Here is a 23,374-nt window from a genome sequence, read left to right as displayed (position 1 = left end):
CCGCACATTGCACGGGAGTGTTCCAGCCGTTTATCAGCGCACCTTGAATCGGCCCATCAGGGCAATCACCCGACCATTCGCCTCCAGCAGGCTCTGGGTATTGTTTTCGGTAGCGTGGCCGCTCTGCACCAGCTCTTCGACCATTTGTCGGATCTGCACCATGCTGCGGTTGATCTCCTCGGTCACCGCGCTTTGCTGCTCGGCGGCCGTGGCGATCTGGGTGCTGAGGTTGTTGATATGGCTGACGGAGCCGGCCATTTCATCCAACCCAGTGTTCACCCGCGCCGTGGCGTCCGCCGCCGACTGGCAGCTGGCCTGGGTGTTTTCCATGGCCGCCACCGAGGAGCTCACGCCTGCGGTCAGGCGCGTGAGCATGTCGTTGATCTGCGAGGTACTGGCCTGGGTGCGTGCGGCGAGCGCACGGACTTCATCGGCCACCACCGCGAAACCACGGCCTTGTTCGCCAGCCCGCGCCGCTTCGATGGCGGCGTTGAGGGCCAGCAGGTTGGTCTGCCCGGCAATCGCGCCGATCACGCCGAGGGTTTCGGTGATGCGCGCAGCGTCCTGGCGCATGTTCTCCACGCTGTGGGTGGCGCTGGAGACTTCACCGATCAACGCGCTGACGCTGTTTGACGCCTCTCCGACCACCACGCGGGAACGGTCGGCGTGCTCATTGGCACGCTGGGTGAAGGCGGCGGTTTCGGCGGCGTTTTGCGCCACGGTGTCAGCGGTGGAGCTCATTTCGGTGATGGCGGTCACCGTCTGGTCGGTCTCCGAGGCATGCCGCACCAGGATCTGGTTGGTGTGCGCCGAGGTCTGTTGCAACTGCGCCAGGCTCGACGACATGGCGCCGGTGGCCAGGGTCACTTCGCCGATCATGTTTTGCAGGTAGACGATAAAGCGGTTCACCGAATGGCCGATGGCACCCAGTTCGTCTTCGGCGCGGATGGTGATGCGTCGCGTGAGGTCGGCGTCGCCGGCGGAGAGTGCGTCGATATTGGTTTTCAGCGACTTCATGCGCTGCACCAGTTGGCGGATCGCATACGCCGCGAGCAGCACCAGCAGCACCACCATCGGGATCTGCAACAGCGCCAGGGTGCCGAGCACGTCATTGCGCTGGGCGGTGATCAGCGACGTGGGCAGGGCAGTGGCAAGGAACCACGGCGTGCCTTCGATGGGGCGCATGTAGAAGGTGCTGGCCACGCCCTGGTTGTCGAATTCACTGCGTTGCAGCGCCTGGTCGCGGTGGGCCAGGGCTTTGCTGACCTGGGCGGCAAATGCCGAGGTGCCGGTGAGTTCGCTGATGTTTTTCAACACCACCGGGCCGCTGATGCGTGAGCTGTTGCTGATGATCTTGCCGTCGCCTTCGACGATCAGCATTTGCCCGCCGATGTCTTTCTCTTTGCTGGCGACCAAGTCATTGAAGAAGCCCAGGGTCACGTCGATGGTGGCGACGCCATAAGGCACGCCGTCGCGCTGGATCGCCATGGCGCAGTTGGTGCGCGGCTCCTGGCTGGCGTCGTCCTTGTAGGCGGCGGCCCAGGCACATTGACCGCGTGGAGAGGCGAGGCCGCCCTTGTACCAGCTCTGGTCGTAATAGTTGGGCGCCGGGTCGCTGTTCCAGAAGGTGTTCACGGCCAGCTTGCCTGACGCATCGCGGTGCCAGAACGTACTGTGCTTGTTGCGCCCCGGAGTGCGCTGGTTGGGCAGCGGCCAGATACCGCCGCCGAAGACTTTCAGCTCGCCATACTGGTCGACCAGGCCCGGCAGAACCTTGTCAATGGCATCGCTGTCGAGCAATGGAATGGTCTGGGTGATGCTGCGTTGCTGGGACTGGACTTTGTTGAGTTCGCCCTGGATCTGCTCGGCGACCTCAGCGACACGGTTGAGCACCACCTGTTCTTCGGTGTGCTGCAGCTTGGGCGCGACCAACTGGCCGATACCCACTACGGTCAACACCAATAACACCAGGACGAACAGCACCAGGAACAGGGTATAGCGGGCTTGGATGGAGCGCAGTGGGGGCATGGGGTCGTCCTTACGAAGCGTTTATTACCGACGCGGCTTTGTTAGAGCTTCGTAGGGCTATCGGCCTGGCAGGGCGGAGCTTTAGGTACGATCGTGCAAGAAAAACACCGCGCCGGTGAGCGGCGCGGTTTCTATTCAGATGTCCAGCATGGCCATCACCGCCTCGGGGTAGCGCAAGCCGGCGGGGGCCTCGGCGGGAAAGATCGCCTCCAGGGCCGCCAGTTCGCTCGGGCTGAGGCTGACCGACAGCGCGGCGACATTCTCTTCCAGGTATTTACGCCGCTTCGTGCCGGGAATCGGAATGATGAAATCACCCTGCGCCAGCACCCACGCCAAGGCGAGTTGCCCGGCGCTGATGCCTTTGTCGGCGGCCAGCGCCTGCACCTGTTTGACCAGTTCGAGGTTCTTGGCGAAGTTCTCGCCCTGGAAGCGTGGGCTGAAGCGGCGATAGTCATCGGCGCCGAAGTCGTCCGGGCTTTGCAGCGCGCCAGTGAGAAAGCCACGGCCCAGCGGGCTGTAGGGCACAAAGGCGATGCCCAGGCGCTGGCAGGTGGCGAGGCAGCCGTTATGTTCCTGGTCGCGGCTCCACAGCGAGTATTCGCTTTGCAGGGTGCTGATCGGGTGCACCTTGTGGGCACGTTCCAGGGTGGCGGCAGAGGCTTCGCTCAGGCCCAGGTAACGCACCTTGCCCTGGTGCACCAGCTCGGCCATGGCGCCGACGGTTTCTTCGATGGCGACGTCCGGGTCGATGCGGTGCTGGTAGTACAGGTCGAGGGTCTCCACACCCAGTCGGCGCAGGGTGCCGTCGATGGCGTTGCGGATGTATTCAGGGCGGCCGTTCACACCCCGCAGGGCGGGATTGGCCGGGTCACGCACGATGCCGAACTTGCTGGCCAGGAACACCTGGTCGCGCTTGCCGACGATGGCCTTGCCGATCAGTGCTTCGTTGGTGTGCGGGCCATAGATATCGGCGGTGTCGAGTAAATTGATGCCCAGTTCCAGCGCGCGGTGCAAGGTGGCGATGGCTTCGCGGGTGTCGCTGCCGGGGGTGTAGAAATCGCTCATGCCCATGCAGCCGAGGCCGATGGCTGAGACGAGTGGGCCGTGTATTCCGAGTTGGCGGGTATGCATGGGTATTGCTCCTTGGGTGGGGAAGGATTGCATTGTCACGCTCGACAAAACCTGGATAAACCGGCTAAAAGCACTAACACTATTCGTAATGTCTAAATAATCAGTGCAAGGAACCGCCCATTGGACCGTTTCAACGCGATGCGCGTGTTCACCCGGATCGTCGAACTGCGCGGCTTTGCCAAGGCCGCCGACAGCCTGCAACTGCCCCGCGCCTCGGTGACGGTGTTGATCAAGCAATTGGAGGCACACCTGGGCGTGCAACTGTTGCAGCGCACCACGCGGCAAGTCAGCCCGACGCTGGATGGCGCAGCGTATTACCAGCGCTGTGTGCAATTACTGTCGGACCTTGAGGAAACCGAGGCGGTGTTTTCCACGCAACGCCAGAACCCGCGCGGCACCTTGAGTGTTGACATGCCGTCAGGCATCGGGCGCTTGATCGTGATCCCTGCATTGCCGACATTCACGGCCCGCTACCCCCAGATCGAACTGGAGATCAGTCTGAACGACCGCCCGGTGGACTTGATCCGTGAAGGTGTGGATTGCGTGCTGCGCGGTGGTCTGGCCCTGGATGAGTCGCTGGTGGCACGGCCGTTGGCGATGATGGATCAACTGACGTTGGCGAGCCCGGTGTATCTGGCGCGCCGGGGTATTCCGGCATCGTTGGAGGACCTGGCCAACCATCAGATGGTCGAGTACGTCTCCAGCGTCACGGGCAAACGCTTTGGCCTGGAGTTTGAAGTCGACGGCCAATTGCGTACGTTCAACCTGTCAAAAGGCTTGGCGGTGAACAGTTCCGATGGCTACTTCGCGGCCTGTGAAGCCGGGTTCGGCCTGATCCAGGCGCCGGCTTACCACGCGACGCGTCAACTGGCCGAAGGCACCCTGGTGCAAGTATTGCCCAGCCTGGCGGTGCCGAAAATGGCCCTGTCGGCGCTGTATCCGCCACACCGCCAACTGTCCCAGCGTGTACGCGTGTTTGTGGACTGGCTGATCGAGCTTTGCGCCCGGCCCGGCACTGGTTTGCAGCGCTAGGCCTGGGCCTTGCGATACGCCCCAGGCTGCTGCCCGGTCACCCTGTGAAACGCCCGGGTAAACGCCGCCACCGACTGATACCCCACGGCCAGCGACACATCCGCCACGGTCTGGTCCTGCTTGAACAGCTGGCAGGCATGGCGCATGCGCATCATCAGCAGCACTTGGCCCGGCGACTGTCCGCACAGTTCATTGAAGCGCTTGAAAAACGCCGAGCGTGACAGCCCGGTACAGGCGGCCATGCTTTCCAGGGTCCAGGCGTCGGCGGGATGGGCGATCAACTGCTCCAGCAGGTTGGCGAACGCCGGTTGCCGGGCCAGCGCCGCGAGGCCGCCGAGCTCACGGTTGTCCAGCACCTGTTGGCGCAGGACATACAGGAACAGCAGGTGGCACAGCCGTTCAAGCAGAGCCGAAGAGGGCGCCGGCACGCGCTCGCACTCTTGCAGGATCAGCTCGAACAGGTTGCGCGCGGCGGTCAGCGAAGGGTCGCCTGCGCGCAGGATGATCCAGGCGGGCAGGCTGTCGACGATCATCGCCGACAGGCCGGACTGAAAGTGGAAGAAGCCGCAGACCAGGCCGACGCCATCGTGGGCGGCGCTGTCCAGGGGCTCCATCGGTACACGGGGGCATTCCTGGGCGCCGGCAGCCGTGGGCTCACCGGACAGGCGATACTCCAAATCCCGCAACAGGAACACTGCGTCGCCGTTATCCAACCGATGCGGCGTGGTGTCGCCCTCGATATGCAGCCAGCACTGGCCCTGCACAATCAGGTGGAAACTCGCGCTTGCCAGGCCATGGGTGCTGGCATGCCAGTCGCCGCAATAGCGACCCACATGGAATAGGCTGGTGTCGAGTTCGAGGCTGTCTAATAACCAATCGACAAGTGCACTGGACGAATTCATCTAATGGAAAGACTCAAGAGCAAGTAATCGCTACTTTAGACTATTGAGACGATTTTTTATAACCAACAGACTGGATACACGAACCCATCAGGAGACCCCTCCATGTCCCGTGTACCCTTGCTCACCCCTGAAACCGCGCCGGAAGCGGCCAAGCCCTTCCTGGAAAACGCGCTGAAAGGCTCGGGTTTTATCCCCAATCTACTGGCGGTACTGGCCAACGCCCCGGCGGCGCTGGAGACCTACATCACCGTCTCCGGGCTGAACGCCAAGGCCGAACTCAGCCTGGCTGATCGCGAAGTGGTGCAACTGATTGCGGCCACCACCCACGGCTGCGATTTCTGTGTGGCCGGCCATACTGCCGTGGCACGCAACAAAGCCAAATTGCCGGAAGAAGTCATCGACGCCCTGCGCCAACGCGGCGAACTGCCGAATGCCCGCTATGAAACACTGGCTGCGTTTACCCGCGAAGTGATCGCCACCCGTGGCGATGTCAGCGATGCCGGTTTTGAGGCGTTCCTGGCCGCCGGTTATACCCAGGGCCAGGCGCTGGAAGTTATTCTGGGCGTGAGCCTGGCAACCCTGTGCAACTTCGCTAACGTGTTTGCGCGCACCCCGTTGAACCCGGAGCTGGCGCAATACCGCTGGGAAAAACCCGCAAGCTGAAGATGGCCCACCCGCTGTGAAAAGGAGAAACATGAATGCTTGACCCAATCTTGAGCCGTTGGCTCGATGTTCAAGCGCAGGCCCTGGACGTGGGCAGTTGCGATCCACAGGAAGTGCTGCCACGGCTGGCAGAGGCCAATGTATTGCGTATCGGCGTGCCGGCTCAACTCGGTGGCCTGGGTGGGGATGTGGCGGGTGCGGTGGAGGCCATCGCCAATGTCGCCAGCCACTCCCTGGCGGCGGCGTTTGTGTGCTGGGGCCAGCGTTCGTTTATCGAATATTTGCTGCAAAGCCCGAATGCGCAGCTGCGTGAGCGACTGTTGCCGGACCTGCTCAGCGGCAAGTTGGCGGGAGCCACGGGGCTGTCCAACGCGATGAAGTTCTTGTCGGGTATCGAAGCCTTGCAGATCAGCGCTGAACCCACCGACAACGGCTGGACCCTCAACGGTCGGCTGCATTGGGTGACCAACCTGCGCAAAAGCGGTTTTGTCGCTGCGGCTGCCATCGAGCACGCCGGGGGTGGTGCGCCGTTTATCCTGGCGATTCCGGATGCAGTGGCCGGCTTGCAGCGCTCACGCGACTTGGAGTTGCTGGGGTTGCAGTCCAGCAATACCGCGGCCCTGGGGCTGGAAGGCGTGGAGTTGAGTCGCGACTGGTTGCTGCATGAAGATGCACGCAAGTTCTTGCCTGCGGTGCGCCCGGCGTTCCTGGGGTTGCAGTGCGGCATGTCCATCGGCCTGGCCCGGCGTTCCCTGGCGGAAGTGGCCAACCATCTGGGCGCGACCCGTACGGTGTTGCGCGAAGAACTGGAAACGCTGCGCGTGACGTTGGATCACCTGGTCACCGACCTGAAGAACGGCCTGTTGGACGGACGCTTTGCGGCCGAGCCGGCAGCGTTGTTCAAGCTGCGCATCGCCCTGGCCGAGACCGCTGCCAGCGCTGTGCAGCTGGAGTTGCAGGCCAGCGGCGGCAAGGCCTACCTCACCGCCCACGGCAGTGGTTTTGCGCGGCGCTGGCGTGAGTCGGCGTTCGTGCCCATCGTGACCCCGAGCCTGGTGCAGTTGCGTACCGAGTTGCAGCGCCAGGCCAACCTATGACAAGCGCCGTATTGAACGCCCGGGGGATTTGCCTGGGGTATGCCGGCGGGCCGGTGTTGCAGGGCTTTGACCTGCAACTGCAACCCGGTGAAGTGGTGTCGATCCTTGGCCCCAGCGGGGTGGGCAAGTCCAGCCTGCTGCGGGTGCTCGCCGGTTTGCAGGCGCCGCAGGGTGGCAGTGTACGGGTGCTCGGCGAGCCCGTGGACGGGCCTCATCCGCGCGTGGCGGTGGCCTTCCAGGACCCCAGCCTGTTGCCCTGGCTGAGCCTGGAAAAGAACGTCGCGTTCGGCCTGGATTTCGCCCGTCAACCCCACTTGAGCGTTGAACAACGCCGCCAGCGTGTCGGCCACGCCATCGCCGCCGTCGGCCTGGAACATGCGCGCCAGCAGTTCCCGGCGCAGCTCTCCGGCGGCATGGCCCAGCGTACGGCACTGGCCCGTTGCCTGGCGCGCCAGCCCCAAGTGCTGTTGCTGGATGAGCCCTTCGGCGCCCTCGACGAGGTGACCCGCGCCGACATGCAGCACCTGCTGCTCAAGGTCAACCGTGAGCAAGGTTCGGCGGCCGTGCTGATTACCCATGACATTGACGAAGCGCTGCTGTTGTCGGACCGCATTCTGCTACTGGGCAACCGCCCGGCGCGGACCCTGGGCGAGTGGTTGATCGACCTGCCGCAACCACGCGAAGAACAGGTGGAAGTCATCGGCGCGCTGCGTATCGATATCCTTAAAACCCTACGGCAGGCGAGCCGCCCTCAACCCAACCCCCTTGACCTGCTGGAGCCTGCCCATGTGCCTGGATGACTTGACCCACTCGCGTCGCGACTTTCTCAAACTCTCCGCCGTGCTCAGTGCCGCCGGTGCCTTGCCGCTGCTGAGCAGTTTGCAGGCCCGCGCCGCCAGCGAGCCGGACGCTCCGGTGCGCATCGGTTACCTGCCGATCACCGACGCCACGCCGTTGCTGGTGGCGCATAACAATGGCCTGTTCGAAGCCGAAGGCATCAAGGCCGAGCGTCCGGTGCTGCTGCGCAGTTGGGCGCAGGTGATCGAGGCGTTCATCTCGGGCCAGGTCAACGTGATTCACCTGCTGTCACCGATGACCGTATGGGCACGTTATGGCAGCAAGGTGCCGGCCAAAGTGGTGGCGTGGAACCATGTGGGCGGCTCGGGCTTGACCGTGGCGCCGGGCATCACTGACGTGAAGCAACTGGGCGGCAAGTCGGTGGCGATTCCGTTCTGGTATTCGATCCATAACGTGGTGGTGCAGCAGCTGTTCCGTGACAACGGCCTCACGCCGGTGGCGCGGGCGGCGGGCAGTGCGATTGCGGCCAATGAGGTCAACCTGATCGTGTTGCCGCCTTCAGACATGCCACCGGCCCTGGCCAGCCAGCGTATCGATGGCTACATCGTCGCCGAGCCGTTCAACGCCCTGGCGGAAAACCTCAAGGTCGGTCGCGTGCAGCGCTTCACCGGCGACGTGTGGCGCAACCATGCGTGCTGCGTGGTGTTCATGCACGAGCACGACCTGACCAACCGCCCGGAGTGGTCGCAGAAGGTGGTGAATGCCATCGTCAAGGCGCAGGTGTGGACCCGCGACAACCGCGAAGCGGCGGTGAAGCTGCTGTCCAAGGACGGCCCGAACCGCTACACCCCACACGCCGAGCCGGTGTTGAGCAAGGTGCTGGCACCGGCCGCCGCCGACCGCGCGGCCTACCTGGCGGACGGCGCGATCCGGCACGCCAATTGGGATGAACACCGTATCGATTTCCAACCCTACCCATTCCCCAGTTACACCGAGGAACTGGTACGCCGCCTGAAGGACACGCTTATCGAGGGCGACAAGAAATTCCTCGCCGACCTGGACCCGGCATTTGTCGCCAAGGACCTGGTGGACGACCGCTTCGTGCGCAACGCCATTGAGTCCGTGGGCGGCATGAAGACCTTTGGTTTGCCTGATGGCTTTGAGCGGCATGAGGAGATCGGCGTTTGAACACACGTGAAATCCCGGGCTGGTTGCTCGGGTTGAGTGGCTTGGCGGGGTTGCTGTTGCTTTGGTGGCTGGGGGTGAAAGTGTTTGGCGCGGCGGACGGCTTGTCGGCACGCTTTTCCCTGGCTGCCACGGCCGCCAGCCTGTGGGAATTGCTCGGGCGCGGGGAGTTGTATCTACACATTGCTGTGAGCCTCAAGCGCATCTTCGTCGGGTTGTTCCTGGCCTTGCTGGTGGGCGTACCGTTGGGGCTGCTGGTGGGCAGTTCGCGCAACCTGGAGGCGGCGACCACGCCGGCGTTTCAGTTCCTGCGCATGATCTCGCCGCTGTCGTGGATGCCCATCGTGGTGATGCTGATGGGGGTAGGCGACCAGCCGATCTATTTCCTGCTGGCCTTTGCCGCCGTGTGGCCGATCATGCTCAATACCGCTGCCGGTGTGCGTCAGCTCGACCCACGCTGGTTGCAATTGAGTGCGAGTTTGAGTGCGACCCGCTGGGAGACCTTGCGCCGCGTGATCATTCCCGGCGTGGTGGGGCATGTGCTGACGGGTGTACGCCTGGCCATCGGCATTTTGTGGATCGTGCTGGTGCCGTGCGAGATGCTGGGGGTCAGCGCGGGGCTTGGGTATTACATCCTCGATACCCGTGATCGGCTGGCTTATTCGGAGCTGATGGCGATGGTGGTGCTGATCGGTTTGCTGGGGTTTGCACTGGATGCATTGGCGCGGTGGCTGCACCAGCGCTGGGTGCATGCAGGCTGATTGACCGAGCCAAAATATTCCCGCGCCTGTAACATGAGCGCCTGTCGGAACTGCTCGACATCGTGCGTAAGGCAGTTCCGGCGATTCACAGTGGCGACATTTTTCAGGTTCAGGAACCCGTCATGACCCAAAAGCAGCGTTTGAAATATTCGATTCTGATTGCCCTGGCCGTATTGGCGACGATGTTTGGCCTGTCCTATTTGCAGAACACCGGGGTCATCAGTGAGAAGACATTCCAGACCATCGCCATTGCCGTCGCAGTGGTCGTGGTGGTGATCAACGGCATCATGCGCCGCAAGGTCAAGCTCTAAAGGCGATCAGGCGCGGCCTTCGAGTACCTTGGCAGCCTCTTCATGGAGGCTGTAGCTTTTGTCCGCATTGAGGGTGATCACACCCTCGCTGCACAGGCGCTTGAGCACCTCGCGCACGCTGAGAAACGACAACGGAATGCCCAGCTCCAGCAAATGGCTGTGCACGCCGCGCACGCCTAGGGTGCGCTGGTTGTCGGCGGCGGTGAGCAGGGCGTCGATGACCTTCAGCCGGATCAGACTGGTGCGCAAGCCAAAACACTTGAGCAGATGGCGGATACGCTGGTTGCCTTGCTGTTCGGGCGTTTTGCCGAACGCTTGCGGGCCGCTGCCGAAACTGGCCTCGGCCGCTGGTGAATGTCCATCCGTGGGCACTTGCGGGTTGTACATGCAAAAACTCCTTATCAGAGCCTGATCAGGAAAAAATGAGCGCTCTTAGTGGATAAGACGAACGAGCGAGCGAAATCATGAAGTGCCGGATGTAGAAATTTCGTCGGTATCGGTTTTGTGACATCCCCATCGCCTTAAATAAACCACCCCGCGCGTTAAATTATTCCCGGTGATTTGCGTTCTTACGGTGGGGTTATTGCCCCTTGTGAGGCGGTTAAATCTGACGGTGGAGTCTGCGTGATTATTTCCAATGGGTTGTCCAGGGTATGTGTGGCCGGGGTGTTGCTGGGGTTGAGCCTGGGCGCCTGCGCGCGGGAGCCGGTGACGCAAGCATCAGCGGACATCCGCCGCACCAGTTATGGCGTGCCGCATATCCGCGCCAACGATGAGCGTGGCCTGGGCTTCGGCATTGGCTACGCCTACGCCCAGGACAACCTGTGCCTGCTGGCCAATGAAGTGGTCACCGTAAATGGCCAGCGCGCCCGCTTTTTCGGCCCCGAGCAGGCGACCCTGGAAGAGCGCAACAACCTGGCCAGCGACCTGTTCTTTGGCTGGCTCAATACGCCGGACGCGGTCGCTGCGTTCTGGAAGGCCCAGAGCCCGCAGATCCAGCAGCGTATCGAAGGTTATGTGGCCGGCTACAACCGTTATCTGAAAGAGCAGGGCGCGCCTGCCCAGTGTCAGGCAGCGTGGGTACGGCCACTGGTGGCGGAAGACCTGGTCAAGCTGACCCGCAGGCTACTGGTCGAAGGCGGTGTCGGCCAATTCGCCGAAGCGCTGGTGGGGGCGACGCCGCCTCGCGCAACCGCCAACGTTGCGACCACCGCCAAGGCCTTTGAAATGGCTGCCGCGAACCAACAGCGCTTCGCTTTCGATCGCGGCAGTAACGCCGTGGCAGTAGGCCGTGACCGCTCGTTCAACGGGCGCGGCATGTTGCTGGCCAACCCGCACTTCCCATGGGTGGGCGGCATGCGGTTTTACGAGATGCACCTGACCATCCCCGGCCAGTTGGATGTGATGGGCGCTGCGCTGCCGGGCCTGCCGGTGATCAATATCGGTTTTAACCAGCATGTGGCCTGGACCCACACCGTGGACACGTCCAAGCACTTCACCCTGTACCGCCTGACCCTCGACCCCAAGGACTCCACGCGCTACCTGCTCGACGGAAAATCGGTCGCCCTGGATAAAACCACGGTGACCGTGCAGGTCAAACAAGCCGACGGCAGCCTCAAGGACCAATCGCACACGGTCTATAGCTCGCAATTCGGCCCGGTGGTGCAGTGGCCGGGCAAGCTCGATTGGGACAGCCACTACGCCTTCAGCCTGCGCGACGCCAACCTGGGCAACGACCGCGTGCTGCAACAGTGGTACGCGATGAACCGTGCCGGCAGCCTCGACCAACTGAAAACCTCGGTACACACCTTGCAAGGCATCCCGTGGGTCAACACCCTGGCCGCCGACGACCAGGGCCAGAGCCTGTACATGAACCTGTCGGTGGTGCCCAACGTCAGTGCGGCCAAACTGGCGCAGTGCAGCGACCCACGCGCCGGCCTGCAGATGATCATGCTCGACGGCGCCCATAGCGCCTGTGCCTGGGACGTTGACCCGCGCGCCGCCCAGGCCGGTATCTTCCCGGCCGAGCAACTGCCGCAACTGCAACGCACCGACTACGTGCAGCACTCCAACGACTCGGCATGGCTGGCCAACCCCCAGGCGCCGCTCACCGGGTTCTCCCCGGTGATCAGCCAGGACCACATCGGCCTCGGCCCGCGTGCGCGTTTCGCCTTGCAACGTCTGCAATCGCTGGCTAAACCGATCAGCGTCAGCGACCTGCACAACATGGTGATGGACAACGAGGTGTACCTGGCCGGCCAAGTCATGCCCGACCTGCTCGCGTTCTGCGCCAAACACCTCGGCACCGACGCCACTGCCTTGCAACCCCTGTGCACCAGCCTGAAAACCTGGGACCAGCGCGCCAACCTCGACAGCGGCCTTGGCCTGGTGCACTTCATCAATCTGGTGCAGCACCTGCAGCAGATCCCCGACGCCTGGCGCGTGGCCTTCGACCCGGCCCAACCCCTCACCACGCCACGTGGCCTGGCCATCGACCGCGCCGACGTCGCCAAAGCCCTGCGCGAAGCCATGCGGGCTTCCACTGCCAACGTCGCCAAACGCGGCCTGACCGCCAACAGCACCTGGGGCGACATCCAAGTCTCCGGGCAAACCCCGATCCACGGTGGCCCCCAGGAACTCGGCATCTACAACGCCATGCAAACCGTGCCCCGCGCCGACGGCAAGCGCGAAGTGGTCAGCGGCACCAGCTACCTGCAAATCGTCACCTTCGACGACCAGGGCCCCCATGCCCAGGGCATCCTCGCGTTCTCCGAGTCGACCAACCCGGCTTCACCACACGCCAAGGACCAGACCCAAGCCTTCTCCCAGAAACAACTGCGCCCGCTGCCCTTCACCGAAGCCCAAATCCAGGCCGACCCGAAGTACCAACAGCTGCGCATCAAGGAGTAGGGCTGGCCCGCAACCCCTTGATGCCAATACGAAATATTTTTGAAATCAAGGGGTTGCACGCCTAGGCAAATACGTACATAATGGCGCCCATCGAACGCAACGAAGCATTAAAAACTTCAATGTATTCAATGAGTTAGAGTAGAGGCAGGGTTATACAGCCCACTCAAGTTTTTATGCGGTGAGTGTCAGCAGTCAGGGCATTGATCGTTTGAGGCCGAGTAGCAAAATGGTTATGCAGCGGATTGCAAATCCGCCTACGCCGGTTCGATTCCGACCTCGGCCTCCACTCTTAGAAGCCCCGTAGATTAACGTCTACGGGGTTTTTTATTGCCTGCGATTTGATCATCGCTTCCGCAACTTTTCGGATCGCTTCCGCAACTCTACCTTTTTTGGGAAACTCAAGAGGCCGTTATCGGTATGGCTCTCCTTGATTGAGCGTGGGATTGTGCTCGAGAACAAGGAGCCTAAACGTCCACTCACGGCCCAAAGCTGCCCTTTGCGAAGGGCGGCAGTCGGCCAATAGCGGACGCTCCTGTTAGTAATGACCGATACGACAAAACTTAGCTCTTCAAATAAAAAACGTATCGGCTCACATCAAACGGTTTTCCACCCACCGTCGATATTGACGAGTGCGAAATGCCATACCGAGCTGTTGCAGAATAAGCGCACGCAGCGGTGAAACGTTCGGATCGGGCTTTTTCGCGCGACTCAGCTTGCGTAACTGAAACTTCACTACTGCCATGTTCGCCAAGGATGCGATGGCTTTATTTTTCCAGGTAATCGGCGGCAATTGCGGAGCATTGTCTTTGCCCAGCAGCCAGTCCCGAGGCAAGTTGGGATCGATGGCTAACGCTGTTCCGATCCCAACCATATTAACGCCGCTCTGCACGACGTTTTCCGCCACCGCGCGGCGACGTATACCACCGGTGACCATCACCGGCATTCTGGCAACTGTTTGGATATCACGGGCGAACTCGACGAAGTAGGCTTCGCGAGCCAGCGTGCGACCATCGCGCGCCTCCCCCTGCATAGCGGGCGCTTCATAACTGCCTCCGGATAATTCCACCAAATCCACACCAAGGCCATTGAGCAGCTCAACGACCTTCTTCGCATCATCGGCGGTAAACCCTCCCCGCTGGAAATCGGCGGAGTTGAGCTTGACCGCCACTGCGAAATCCGCAGAAACCACAGCCCTGACCGCCTTGACGATTTCGAGTAACAGGCGCGCCCGATTTTCTAGGGAACCGCCCCATTCGTCCGTCCTTTGGTTGGTCAACGGCGAAAGGAACTGGCTCAACAAATAGCCATGGGCAGCGTGGATTTCCACGCCGGTGAATCCGGCTTGTTCGCCGAGGCGCGCGGTGTTCGCAAAGCGTTGGATAACCTCCTTAATCACGCCGGAGGTCATCGCGTGAGGCGTGGCGAAACGCTTGGACAGTTTGCCCAAATCCAGCGGCACGGCCGATGGTGCCCATGTTTTTTGCCCAAGATTGGACTGCATCTGCCGCCCTGGGTGGTTGATCTGCAACCAGAACTGCGCACCGCCGGATCGACCAATCCGTGCCCAACGCTTGAACTTGGCCAGTTGCTGATCGTCCTGCAAAACTACGCCACCCGGTCCGGTCATGGCGCGGCCGTCGACCATCACGTTGCCGGTGATGATCAGGCCTGCACCACCATCGGCCCACGCTTGGTAGAGACGCATCAGTTCTTCGGAGGGCGCCTGATCGGCGTCCGCCATGTTCTCTTCCATGGCGGCTTTGGCGATTCGGTTCTTGATAGACGAACCGTTTGGAAGCATCAGGGTGTCGAACACATTCATGGAGCAGTCCTCAACTGGATATGAGGCTACCTTAAGATTGAAGTCAACTTTAAGGTCAACATCTTTTTTCCGAATCAGTCGATGTTCATCGCGCCAGATCCTGGCAATTGCGTCACCAGCTCAGCACCTAACAACAGTGCGGGTGTGTAAGCCCCGCCAGTCGGACGCATTTGCAACAGGTAATCAACCACCGCCAATGCAGCGTCGATCGTCAGGCTGTAGACGTTCGCGGTATGCAGGCGCGCGGTTCTGCACTCACCACGGGCGTTGCGAGCCTCGCCCCAAACATAGGTGCCTTGATCTGCGCGTTTTTCCTGATCTGGGCCGACCACGGTTTTTCCAATTCGTGCTTTGAGCAACCGCTGCACGAACGACAAACCCAGCAACGGACGAATCCAATTAGCAAACCGGGCGCCGCGGATCATGCCTGCGGAACCAGGGATGAAAACTTCGATGTTGGCAATGCCGGTGGTGTGCCAAGCAGTGGAAACGTCGCCCCATGGAATAGTCATTGCCAGCTTTTCTCCGGCACCAAAGTCGATGCGACGCACCCGGTAGGCCAGCGGCACCGAGGTGATTTTGCCGTCACGGCGAACCTTGCCACCCTGCGCCATACCCTCAATTGAAGTCTTAGCAGTGCCGGGCGAAAAACTTGAGCGCGAATCAAAACCCAATGCCAGATGCGTGGCATCCGGCATCGCATTTTTCAATGCAGCGGCAACACAGTCCGTAGGGACCACATCGAAACCGACGCCTGGGCAAATGACCACGCCCGCCGCCCGCGCACGTTCATTCAGGGATTGAGCGTGCTCGAATACGGCAATCTCGCCGGTGATATCCAAATAATGTGCATTGGCACGCAGGCATGCTTCCATCATCGGAACGGCGGTCGCTGAGAACGGCCCTGCACAATGCAGAACCAAGCCATGGCCTTTGATCTGAGCAAGTAAACGTACTTCGTCTTCGAGTCCAAACACCCGAGCTTCAAGACCCAACTCCCGAGCCAGGGCTTCAACTTTGTCTCGGCTACGTCCCGCCAGCACAGGTTTAAGCCCACGTTTTACAGCATCACGAGCGATCAACTCGCCGGTGTAGCCGTTGGCTCCATAAATCATCCATTTCATCTGCGTATCAAGGTTGTCTTGCTGACTCATGCATGGCTCCCGAGTGGATTAGTGACGAGCGTTATTGCCTTGCTCATTCAGCATCAGACGCTAGCGTTAAAGTCAGGTTGAGGGTCAAGTTGAAGTGAGCAGCTACCAGTGGAAATTATTTGCAGCGGCGGGGTTGACCTTAAAGCGAGGTTTAAGGTGAGCATGCGCCGACCTGCTTGATTGATGGAACCCGGATGATGCTCAAGACCTTTGTTTCTTATGCGTTGGTACTGATAGGTAGCGCTTTCATGACATTTGCAAATGCTGACACCGCCCCTTCCACAATGACTGCCAAAAATCGCCAAATTCTGGTGATTCTGACCAACCACTCCAGCTATCCCTCACGAACCGATACGACGGGGTTGTGGCTGACTGAGCTGACGCATTTCACCGACGTAGTGGAGGCAGCTGGCTACAGCACAGTTTTTGCCAGTCCCAAAGGCGGTGCGGTGCCTCTAGATGAGCGCAGCCTCGGTTGGCTGTACATGGACAAGGCCGCCCGAGAGCATTTGCAGTCCCCTGCCTTTCGCGCTCGCCTGCAAAACACACTGCCGATCGCCGATGTCGATCCGTCCCAGTTCAGCGTCATCTACTTCACCGGGGGCCATGGGGTGATGTGGGACTTCCCCAATAATCCCGCCCTGCGGCGTGTCGCCGAAACTATCTACAACCAGGGTGGCATCGTCTCGGCCGTCTGCCATGGCGTTGCGGGTCTGTTGGATCTGAAGGATGAACAAGGCCAGTTGATCATCAAAGGGAAGAACATCACCGGCTTCTCTGATCGCGAAGAGCTGTTCTCCGGCATGAAAAGCCAGGTGCCCTTCTTCCTTGAGGACAAGTTGGTGAGCCAAGGTGCGCGGTACCGCAAGGGCTGGCTGCCATTCACGTCATTCGCCATCACTGATGGAAGGCTTGTCACCGGCCAAAACCCTCAATCGCCCAAAGCCGTAGCTGAAGCCGTGATGGCGGTGCTCTCAGGCGACAACGTAGCTCGCTGAACCCTCAAGTAGTTCCCACCACCCGGAGAAAGACCGATTGAAACTTGCAAGCGCCGTAGCAACAGGACTGCTGTTCAGCTCAATTGCCAACCATGCGTTGGCGGGGACGCCTGAAATGCTCAGCCCGAATGAAACCAACACAATCGATATCGCAGGCCATACAGTGCCAGTCGTCAAGGGCGGCCTGTATGACCGTTATCGCTCGAACCCGCCCTTGTCGGTAATTGCAGCAGAACTGCCAGGTGTTGATTTGAGCTGGTTCAAGGGACTGGAAAAGCACAAGGTCGACATTGGCTTCGAGTCATACTCCCCGAACTTTTACTACCAGAACAGTCGGGTAACGGCTGTCTACACGGCCGACTTGGACGCACTTCGGGCATTGATGCCGCCAGAAGTATTGGCAACCGTACACCCCCTGCAGGTCTGGCCAGGCCGCGGTCTGATTGCGTTTACCGCGTACACCTATGAACATTGTGATAACGACGCCTATAACGAAGTGGCCGTGTCGATCATCACCAACAAGCCAGGCAAAGCCAATCTGGGTCCGTTCACACTGATTGGCCAGTCGATGTCTGGCGACTTCTGGGGCTATGTGCTCAAGCTGCCGGTGAATACCGAGCTTGCACGGGTGCGCGGTGTCGTAGGTTACAACCTGCCTAAATGGCTGACCGGTATTGACCGCAAAGAAGATGCCCAATCTGTGGTCTATAACATCACCGACAGCCAGACCGGAAAAGTCGACGTGTCCTTCAAAGCGAAGAAACTCGACAACCTCTCTCGCGATGTCGATATCGTCACCAGCAGCTTCACCAATCTCGATCATCAGGGCCAACTGGCATACGGGTATGCGGTTTCCCGCCAGCTCAGTCACGGCTCCAGCCGCGACGCTGATTCGGCCACCCTCACGCTGGGCGACGGCAGTCTGTCGAATTACCTCCGTGCCCTGAAGCTGGGGAAAATGATGAAGTACGAATACGTGCCAGAGTTCCAGAGTGCGCTTTATGCGCCCAAGCCACTCGCCAGCCTGATTGGCGAGCGCTGAGACCTTTTGCGCCTGTCAGGCTCCGGAAGCCTGACGGGTGTGTTTTTTTGTAGAAGACGTTACCGCGGGCCTATCTGAAGCTTTGCCAACCCCCTCTTCACGCAGACGATTTATCAGCATTTGAGCATTATCCCCACACGCCATGCCCTCGGGTTTATCTTCGATGCCCTTGATGACGAGCAGAAGTTGAGCTTTGTTTTGCGCTAGCCGCTCCTGCAAAACGCTGATTTCTTCCACCTTTTGCTTGAGTCCAGTGAGCAACTCGTCGTGCCGCCAGCCACTGGCGTTCATCGGCATCAGTTGCCGAATCTCCTCCAATGAGAAACCTGCCGCTTGTGCGCCGGTGATGAGTTCCAGTACCCATTCGGTATCGGGCGCGTAGTCCCGGTAGCCATTGGCCTTGCGCTCAACGGAGCTGATCAAGCCACTGGCCTCATAGAAACGGATGCGTGACGGTGCCAGTCCGCTGATTTTCGCCAGTTCGCCTATTCTCATACCTCACCCTGAAAAATCTATTGACCTTAAAGTTGACTTTAAACCTAAAGTCCTCGGGCGGCCAAGCGCAACGTGTGACTTGGTCGTCATGGCGTTCGCGAGTAAGCGCAGGCTAATCCAGCAACGCACTCTGAACTGCCTACCGGAAGGGCTGCATGCTGTTAACTCAAGGCCATGATCGGAACGCGATTCGATGAAGGCCTCCACTTCATTCAGGAGATACGAACATGGGGTATGTCACTACAAGAGATGGTGTTGAAATCTTCTACAAAGACTGGGGGCCACGCGATGCCCAGGTCATCTTTTTTCACCACGGATGGCCACTGAGCGCGGATGATTGGGACGCGCAAATGCTCTTTTTCCTGGGGGCCGGCTACCGGGTTGTAGCACACGATCGGCGCGGTCACGGGCGATCCAGCCAGGTCTGGGATGGACACGACATGGACCACTACGCCGACGACGTCGCGGCCGTAGTTGATCACCTGGGTGTACAAGGCGCAGTTCACGTCGGGCACTCCACCGGCGGCGGTGAAGTCGTTCACTATATCGCTCGCCATGGCGAAGACCGAGTCTCGAAAGCAGCCATCATCAGTGCCGTGCCACCGCTGATGGTCCAGACACCGACCAATCCTGGCGGCCTGCCGAAGTCAGTGTTCGACGACTTGCAGGCACAACTGAAAGCCAACCGGGCACAGTTTTATCACGACGTTCCTGCAGGGCCTTTCTATGGCTATAACCGCCCGGGTGCAAAGACCTCCGAGGGCATTGTCTTGAACTGGTGGCGACAAGGCATGATGGGATGTGCACAGGCACACTATGACGGGATAGTGGCGTTTTCTCAGACCGACTTCACCGAAGACTTGAAGAGCATCAAGATCCCCGTCCTGGTAATGCATGGTGATGATGACCAGATCGTGCCTTATGAAAATGCAGGGGTTTTGTCGGCCAAACTTCTGCAAAACAGTACGTTGAAAATCTACCCGGGCTTCCCTCATGGAATGCCGACAACCAACGCCGAGACGATTAACGCAGATCTGCTGGCATTCGTGCGGAACTAAAAAATGGGGCGAGTTAATCCCGCCCTTTTTCCCCTTGCGACTCCAAGATCAGATTTTGAATTTCGCAAAGTGCATAAGAATGCGTTAACTGATTGTCCGCTATTGGCCGATTCTGTTGAAAAAGTCGACCTTGGTTTCCACGGCAGAAAAGTACGCGCCTGAGATTGAAATCCTTACTTTTGGCTGAGGCTTCCGGGCTCAGATTTCACGTAGCAACGTGCAAAAGTTGCATTTTTCCCGGTCAATATCCGGGCAGTTTGAGCGGAGCGACTTTTTCAACACAATCGGCCGATAGCCGTCTTCCGCTCAGACGATGGCGCGTCCTGTTCTACTCTCCGATCTGACCTCATGCCCTCCAGCTCAAGGGTATTTCGAACACTTTGGCAAGCCGAGCCAGCTTATCGGCAGATCTGGCTGAGATAGCGAGAGGGGGCTCCTTGATCATGTAGAACAGATGATCGAGTGCGACACCCGCTTCGCCGTGCGCGATGTAGTCCAGAACGATTTCTGCCCCATTCTCAAGACCTGATTGTGCCAGTGGATGATCATCAGGCAAGGGGCCAAGCTTCGCATATTCAGCGGACATCAGTTTAGAGACCTCATCCAGCACTTCGAGGAGATCTTCACGCAGATCGGGACTCAGCTGACTCATATCACCTCTATCCAAGTCGTCATATGCTCAGTTTGTACCACCATTTGCCGAAGAGTCGCAGCGCTGACTCCATGACGGACAGCTTTCGACCCATTGCTGCCGGTCGCAGCCGGGCACCATCAAACCTCAGCGAGCAACCGAATCAAGACTTAGCCGTCTTCAACAATGAGCTGAGGGATGAAGATCGTCGATTAGGCTCATTTGAGCCGAGCGGGAAATCTCGCTACGAAACAAGTTCCCGATTCGAGTGTGGACACCACGCTGAGGTTGCCCCCGTGCGCAGTGATAATTTGAGAGGCAATATAGAGTCCCAAGCCCAAGCCTTCACCACGTTGTCCAGCCTCTGATCGGGTGAAAGGTTCAAACAACAAGGGCGACAAGTGCGGTGCTATCGGGGGGCCTTGGTTGGTCACAGATATAACAATTTCGTCCATTTCAGTGTCCGCCTTAACAGTGATAGGCGACGCTAATGAGCCGTGGGTGACTGCGTTTCCCAGCAAGTTAGAAAGCAACTGGCTGATACGCAGAGGGTCACAATAGACACCTGTCGGTATGTCTACCAACTCAGTAATTGTAGCTCGAGGATGCGAGATCTGAACTTCATTCAGAGTCAAACGTAGGGTGTTGCCCAGATCATCGACAAGCTGGCGTTTGATTGGAATTCCGCCGCCCATTCGACCCCGGGCAAAATCCAGCACGTTCTCGATCAGGTTGCCCATGCGTGTGGAGCTAGTACGAATAGCTGATATTAAGTTAAGCGATCTTTTGTCTGTTGTTTTGGTTTCCAGCAGATCGGCGCTCATGCGAATGGCGCTCAAAGGCGTGCGCAGATCATGCCCGAGTACGGCGACGAATTGCTCGCGCAACCTTCCGTGCTCTTGGGCATTTGCTAACTCCGCTTGGGTAATCTCGAGACTATTCTGGGCATCGAGGCTCAACGCTATCAATTGGGCGAAAAGCGTAAGCGTGTTGGCAATGGCCGGTTCATCGAGATGAGCAGGCGCAGAGTCGATGGCACACAGTGTCCCGAAAAACTCGCCGTTGGCCTTTATGATCGGAATAGAAATATAGCTTTCCAATCCATAGGTTCTGGGCGTGTGATGCAGGGAAAAAACGGGATGTTCACTGGCGTGGTCGAAAATGACCGGTTTTCTGTGCTGACGTATTTCATGGCAGATCGTTGACTCAAGCACCAGCTCGTCGCCGGGTTTCAAGCCGAACTCGATGGAGTCATCTACTGCGCACGCCACCCAGTTTCTATCAGTCACCCTGGCGATAGCAGCGAAGCGCATTCCAGTGACTTGCTTGACCATGCTCAATATCAGCGGCACAGCTTCGATGCGGTGGATAGCATTAATGTCTTGAGAGAACTCTGGGTTGGTCATAGATCTGCGGTTCAAATGAGTGCGTTCAGAGATTATTCCTAATTCTTTAAGGTTTCCAATAAGCTGTTTCATCAAGCTTCACGTCACTCGGGTCAAAACCAGCGAGTTTCATAACGGCCGCCTCTGGCGGTCGATGAAATAGACATCGACTCCGTGTTGACCGTCCTCCAACGACTGTATTTTGCTGTTTTCTACCCATTGCCAGTGGCAGCTTTTGGCCGATTCTGTTGAAAAAGTCGGATGTGGTTTTCACGGCAGAAAAGTACGCGCATAAGATTGAAATCTTGAATCGCCGCAAAGGCATTCAGACTCAGATTTCACGTAGCAGTGCGTAAAAGAGGCGCTTTCACCGATCAGTTTTCTGGCAGTGTGAGAAAACCGACTTTTTCAACAGAATCGGCCGAACGCGGCCATACGATTTGGCTCACGACTCGCGGGCTGTAGGTAGTTGTTATTCGGTCGGCAGGATGCCGGGTGAGGGGCAAAAACAGTTCCCAAACCAAAATCGCCCCCCTTGCAGAATGCGGCCTGTAGCTTGGTTGGTAGCTGCGAGTTAAGGAACGCCGATGGCTTCTAAGGTACTAGCCCGCTTGATTTTGCATAGCGGTCTTGAAAAGCGGCGAATGCGGCCATGTCCTCAGGATGGCCACGTCTTTTTCAGGCAGATCTATCTGTCCTTGAGCATGCATCGTAAGGGGGGGAATCAACTAGGTGCATAAAAGTAGTTCCGCAACCCAAAGCGGCCAGCTTGGTCTGTCTGCGTTACAGCCACTGGAAAATAGTGCTGCTGCGGAATTTATTTCGTCTCAATATATTGATTTTTTAAGAAAATAGTGTGGATTGCAAATCCGCCTACGCCGGTTCGATTCCGACCTCGGCCTCCACTCTTGAAAACCCCGTAGATTAACGTCTACGGGGTTTTTTATTGCCTGGGCGAAAGTACGGGCGTGCCGATGAAGGTTTTTGCAGGCCCGTCCCGCAGGCGTAGAAAAGCCCGCAATTGCGGGCCTCTTGCACACGACTTTCCGGCTTATTTAAACAGCCCACCGATTGCATTGATCGCATCCGCTGCCTTGTTCACGTTTTGTTGGTGCTGCGGGTTGGTATCCACTTGGGCCTGGGCGTTGTAACTGGCGTTACTGCAGCTTTTGTTTGTCTGGGTCAGCGCAGCTTGATAGGCGGTTGCGCGCAAGGTATCGCCCTTGGCATTGGCTGCATTGATGTTCGCCTGCAGGTCGCGGACCTGTTGCTGGCAGGATGAGGCGTTATTGGAGTAATTGGTATTATTGGTGGTGTTGTTTGCACCACCCAGAGCAGAGGACAGAGCCCCTGTCAGGGCACTCAAGTCAGCGGCTTGTGCGGATAGGGCGATCATACTGAACAGGGCGGCGGATGGAGCGAGCTTGGAAAGACGCATGGCAAACCTCAATGTTTTATTGTCTGCACGCGCGTGGCTCCCGAGCTGGTGCAGAGCAATATCCGTATAAAGGTGTGTGCTCGGTTGCGGCAAAATATTATTTGGTCAAATTTTGAGCTTCAATATTCAGTGTCAATAAATGTGAGTTCTTTCACGTTGTTCGTCGGCTGCGCGCCATTGGGGTATGCCTCCTGTGATTACAGGATTTCAGACCTGGCGATGCGCTGGTCTTTCACCTCACCTGCGTACGCGTGAAGCCTTTCCTGTTGCGCTGCCAGCAACGCGCAGATTTTCATCAGCGCCAGCGCCTCATCCGGCGTGCGATCGCTGGCGGCCAAAGCGGTCAACTCAACCACCGACCACCCGATCACAGCGGCCGCATCCTCCAGGTCGTAGAACAATTCCTGCTGTGCCGTTCTGGGGCCGTCGAGCCCCTGGATCAGTTCTTTCATTTATTGCCCCTCCCGCTTCAGGTCAAACTCCATGATATCCATCCCGATCTCCGCCGGATCGGTCTTGAAAGGAATTTCTCC

Annotated in this window: 22 protein-coding genes and 1 tRNA gene; 12 read left to right on the top strand and 11 right to left on the bottom strand. The window is 59.0% G+C overall.

The window, feature by feature from the left end:
• Positions 1–33 precede the first annotated feature (33 nt).
• Positions 34–2,028, bottom strand: coding sequence for a methyl-accepting chemotaxis protein (locus BLR69_RS06845; protein WP_071495485.1), 1,995 nt, complete (start codon positions 2,026–2,028; stop codon positions 34–36).
• Positions 2,029–2,163: 135 nt separating this feature from the next.
• The gene (locus BLR69_RS06840) at positions 2,164–3,159 is read right to left on the bottom strand and encodes an aldo/keto reductase (protein ID WP_071495486.1); all 996 of its coding nucleotides are present in this window, start codon (positions 3,157–3,159) and stop codon (positions 2,164–2,166) included.
• Between the two features lie 120 nt (positions 3,160–3,279).
• On the opposite strand from BLR69_RS06840, the gene BLR69_RS06835 reads away from it, so the two are divergent.
• Positions 3,280–4,191 carry a LysR family transcriptional regulator gene (locus BLR69_RS06835; RefSeq protein ID WP_071495487.1) on the top strand — a complete coding sequence of 304 codons (912 nt, stop codon included), beginning with the start codon at positions 3,280–3,282 and terminating at the stop codon, positions 4,189–4,191.
• On the opposite strand, the gene BLR69_RS06830 is transcribed toward BLR69_RS06835, so the two are convergent.
• Positions 4,188–5,093: an AraC family transcriptional regulator gene (locus BLR69_RS06830; protein ID WP_071495488.1), complete on the bottom strand. Its 906-nt coding sequence runs from the start codon at positions 5,091–5,093 to the stop codon at positions 4,188–4,190. The two genes, BLR69_RS06835 and BLR69_RS06830, sit on opposite strands and share 4 nt — an antisense overlap.
• A 102-nt stretch (positions 5,094–5,195) precedes the next feature.
• On the opposite strand from BLR69_RS06830, the gene BLR69_RS06825 reads away from it, so the two are divergent.
• The 6 genes from BLR69_RS06825 to BLR69_RS06800 all read left to right on the top strand — a co-directional run bounded on the left by BLR69_RS06825 (position 5,196) and on the right by BLR69_RS06800 (position 9,908).
• The gene (locus tag BLR69_RS06825) at positions 5,196–5,756 is read left to right on the top strand and encodes a carboxymuconolactone decarboxylase family protein (protein ID WP_058426716.1); all 561 of its coding nucleotides are present in this window, start codon (positions 5,196–5,198) and stop codon (positions 5,754–5,756) included.
• Between the two features lie 35 nt (positions 5,757–5,791).
• Positions 5,792–6,853 carry an acyl-CoA dehydrogenase family protein gene (locus tag BLR69_RS06820; RefSeq protein WP_071495489.1) on the top strand — a complete coding sequence of 354 codons (1,062 nt, stop codon included), beginning with the start codon at positions 5,792–5,794 and terminating at the stop codon, positions 6,851–6,853.
• Positions 6,850–7,653: an ABC transporter ATP-binding protein gene (locus BLR69_RS06815; RefSeq protein ID WP_071495490.1), complete on the top strand. Its 804-nt coding sequence runs from the start codon at positions 6,850–6,852 to the stop codon at positions 7,651–7,653. Before BLR69_RS06820 ends, BLR69_RS06815 begins: the two co-directional genes overlap by 4 nt.
• On the top strand, positions 7,640–8,839 hold the full coding sequence (locus tag BLR69_RS06810) for an ABC transporter substrate-binding protein (protein ID WP_071495491.1): 1,200 nt from the start codon (positions 7,640–7,642) through the stop codon (positions 8,837–8,839). Before BLR69_RS06815 ends, BLR69_RS06810 begins: the two co-directional genes overlap by 14 nt.
• 11 nt (positions 8,840–8,850) lie before the next feature.
• Complete coding sequence (locus BLR69_RS06805; RefSeq protein ID WP_172832149.1) at positions 8,851–9,597, top strand: ABC transporter permease; 747 nt, start codon at positions 8,851–8,853, stop codon at positions 9,595–9,597.
• A 122-nt stretch (positions 9,598–9,719) separates the two neighbouring features.
• Entirely contained in the window at positions 9,720–9,908 is a 189-nt protein-coding gene (locus tag BLR69_RS06800) for a hypothetical protein (RefSeq protein WP_010210250.1), read from the top strand.
• A gap of 6 nt (positions 9,909–9,914) precedes the next feature.
• On the opposite strand, the gene BLR69_RS06795 is transcribed toward BLR69_RS06800, so the two are convergent.
• Complete coding sequence (locus tag BLR69_RS06795) at positions 9,915–10,295, bottom strand: hypothetical protein (RefSeq protein ID WP_058426710.1); 381 nt, start codon at positions 10,293–10,295, stop codon at positions 9,915–9,917.
• A gap of 237 nt (positions 10,296–10,532) precedes the next feature.
• Between BLR69_RS06795 and pvdQ the strand changes: the two genes are divergently transcribed.
• Both pvdQ and BLR69_RS06785 read left to right on the top strand, forming a co-directional pair.
• Positions 10,533–12,818 (top strand): bifunctional acylase PvdQ, encoded by a 2,286-nt coding sequence (gene pvdQ / locus BLR69_RS06790; protein ID WP_071495493.1) that lies wholly within the window; start codon positions 10,533–10,535, stop codon positions 12,816–12,818.
• Positions 12,819–13,030: 212 nt separating this feature from the next.
• Positions 13,031–13,104, top strand: a tRNA-Cys gene (locus tag BLR69_RS06785).
• Between the two features lie 303 nt (positions 13,105–13,407).
• On the opposite strand, the gene BLR69_RS06780 is transcribed toward BLR69_RS06785, so the two are convergent.
• Both BLR69_RS06780 and BLR69_RS06775 read right to left on the bottom strand, forming a co-directional pair.
• Positions 13,408–14,640 carry an NADH:flavin oxidoreductase/NADH oxidase family protein gene (locus BLR69_RS06780; RefSeq protein ID WP_071495494.1) on the bottom strand — a complete coding sequence of 411 codons (1,233 nt, stop codon included), beginning with the start codon at positions 14,638–14,640 and terminating at the stop codon, positions 13,408–13,410.
• Between the two features lie 74 nt (positions 14,641–14,714).
• A complete protein-coding gene (locus BLR69_RS06775; RefSeq protein ID WP_071495495.1) occupies positions 14,715–15,794 on the bottom strand; it encodes a saccharopine dehydrogenase family protein in 1,080 nt (359 codons plus the stop codon).
• 194 nt (positions 15,795–15,988) lie between these two features.
• Here BLR69_RS06775 and BLR69_RS06770 point away from each other — a divergent pair, with 194 nt between their 5' ends.
• Positions 15,989–16,792, top strand: a complete 804-nt coding sequence (locus tag BLR69_RS06770) for a type 1 glutamine amidotransferase domain-containing protein (RefSeq protein WP_071495496.1) — start codon at positions 15,989–15,991, stop codon at positions 16,790–16,792.
• A 115-nt stretch (positions 16,793–16,907) separates the two neighbouring features.
• Positions 16,908–17,834 carry an acetoacetate decarboxylase (ADC) gene (locus BLR69_RS06765; protein WP_071495497.1) on the top strand — a complete coding sequence of 309 codons (927 nt, stop codon included), beginning with the start codon at positions 16,908–16,910 and terminating at the stop codon, positions 17,832–17,834.
• Between the two features lie 15 nt (positions 17,835–17,849).
• Here BLR69_RS06765 and BLR69_RS06760 read toward each other — a convergent pair whose 3' ends face one another.
• On the bottom strand, positions 17,850–18,329 hold the full coding sequence (locus tag BLR69_RS06760) for a MerR family transcriptional regulator (RefSeq protein ID WP_071495498.1): 480 nt from the start codon (positions 18,327–18,329) through the stop codon (positions 17,850–17,852).
• Positions 18,330–18,556: 227 nt separating this feature from the next.
• Between BLR69_RS06760 and BLR69_RS06755 the strand changes: the two genes are divergently transcribed.
• On the top strand, positions 18,557–19,387 hold the full coding sequence (locus BLR69_RS06755; protein ID WP_071495499.1) for an alpha/beta fold hydrolase: 831 nt from the start codon (positions 18,557–18,559) through the stop codon (positions 19,385–19,387).
• 346 nt (positions 19,388–19,733) lie between these two features.
• On the opposite strand, the gene BLR69_RS06745 is transcribed toward BLR69_RS06755, so the two are convergent.
• The 4 genes from BLR69_RS06745 to BLR69_RS06725 form a co-directional block, all read right to left on the bottom strand.
• The gene (locus tag BLR69_RS06745) at positions 19,734–20,039 is read right to left on the bottom strand and encodes a hypothetical protein (protein WP_071495500.1); all 306 of its coding nucleotides are present in this window, start codon (positions 20,037–20,039) and stop codon (positions 19,734–19,736) included.
• Positions 20,040–20,236: 197 nt separating this feature from the next.
• Positions 20,237–21,424 carry a GAF domain-containing sensor histidine kinase gene (locus BLR69_RS06740; protein ID WP_071495501.1) on the bottom strand — a complete coding sequence of 396 codons (1,188 nt, stop codon included), beginning with the start codon at positions 21,422–21,424 and terminating at the stop codon, positions 20,237–20,239.
• 1,030 nt (positions 21,425–22,454) lie between these two features.
• A complete protein-coding gene (locus tag BLR69_RS06730; RefSeq protein ID WP_071495502.1) occupies positions 22,455–22,841 on the bottom strand; it encodes a DUF1090 family protein in 387 nt (128 codons plus the stop codon).
• Between the two features lie 197 nt (positions 22,842–23,038).
• The gene (locus BLR69_RS06725; RefSeq protein ID WP_071495503.1) at positions 23,039–23,293 is read right to left on the bottom strand and encodes a hypothetical protein; all 255 of its coding nucleotides are present in this window, start codon (positions 23,291–23,293) and stop codon (positions 23,039–23,041) included.
• Between the last annotated feature and the right edge of the window lie 81 nt (positions 23,294–23,374).

This window comes from Pseudomonas azotoformans (genome assembly GCF_900103345.1).
In the GTDB taxonomy this organism is placed as follows: domain Bacteria; phylum Pseudomonadota; class Gammaproteobacteria; order Pseudomonadales; family Pseudomonadaceae; genus Aquipseudomonas; species Aquipseudomonas azotoformans.
The sequence above is the reverse complement of the archived record's forward strand: the minus strand, read 5'-3'. Positions and strand labels throughout refer to the sequence as shown.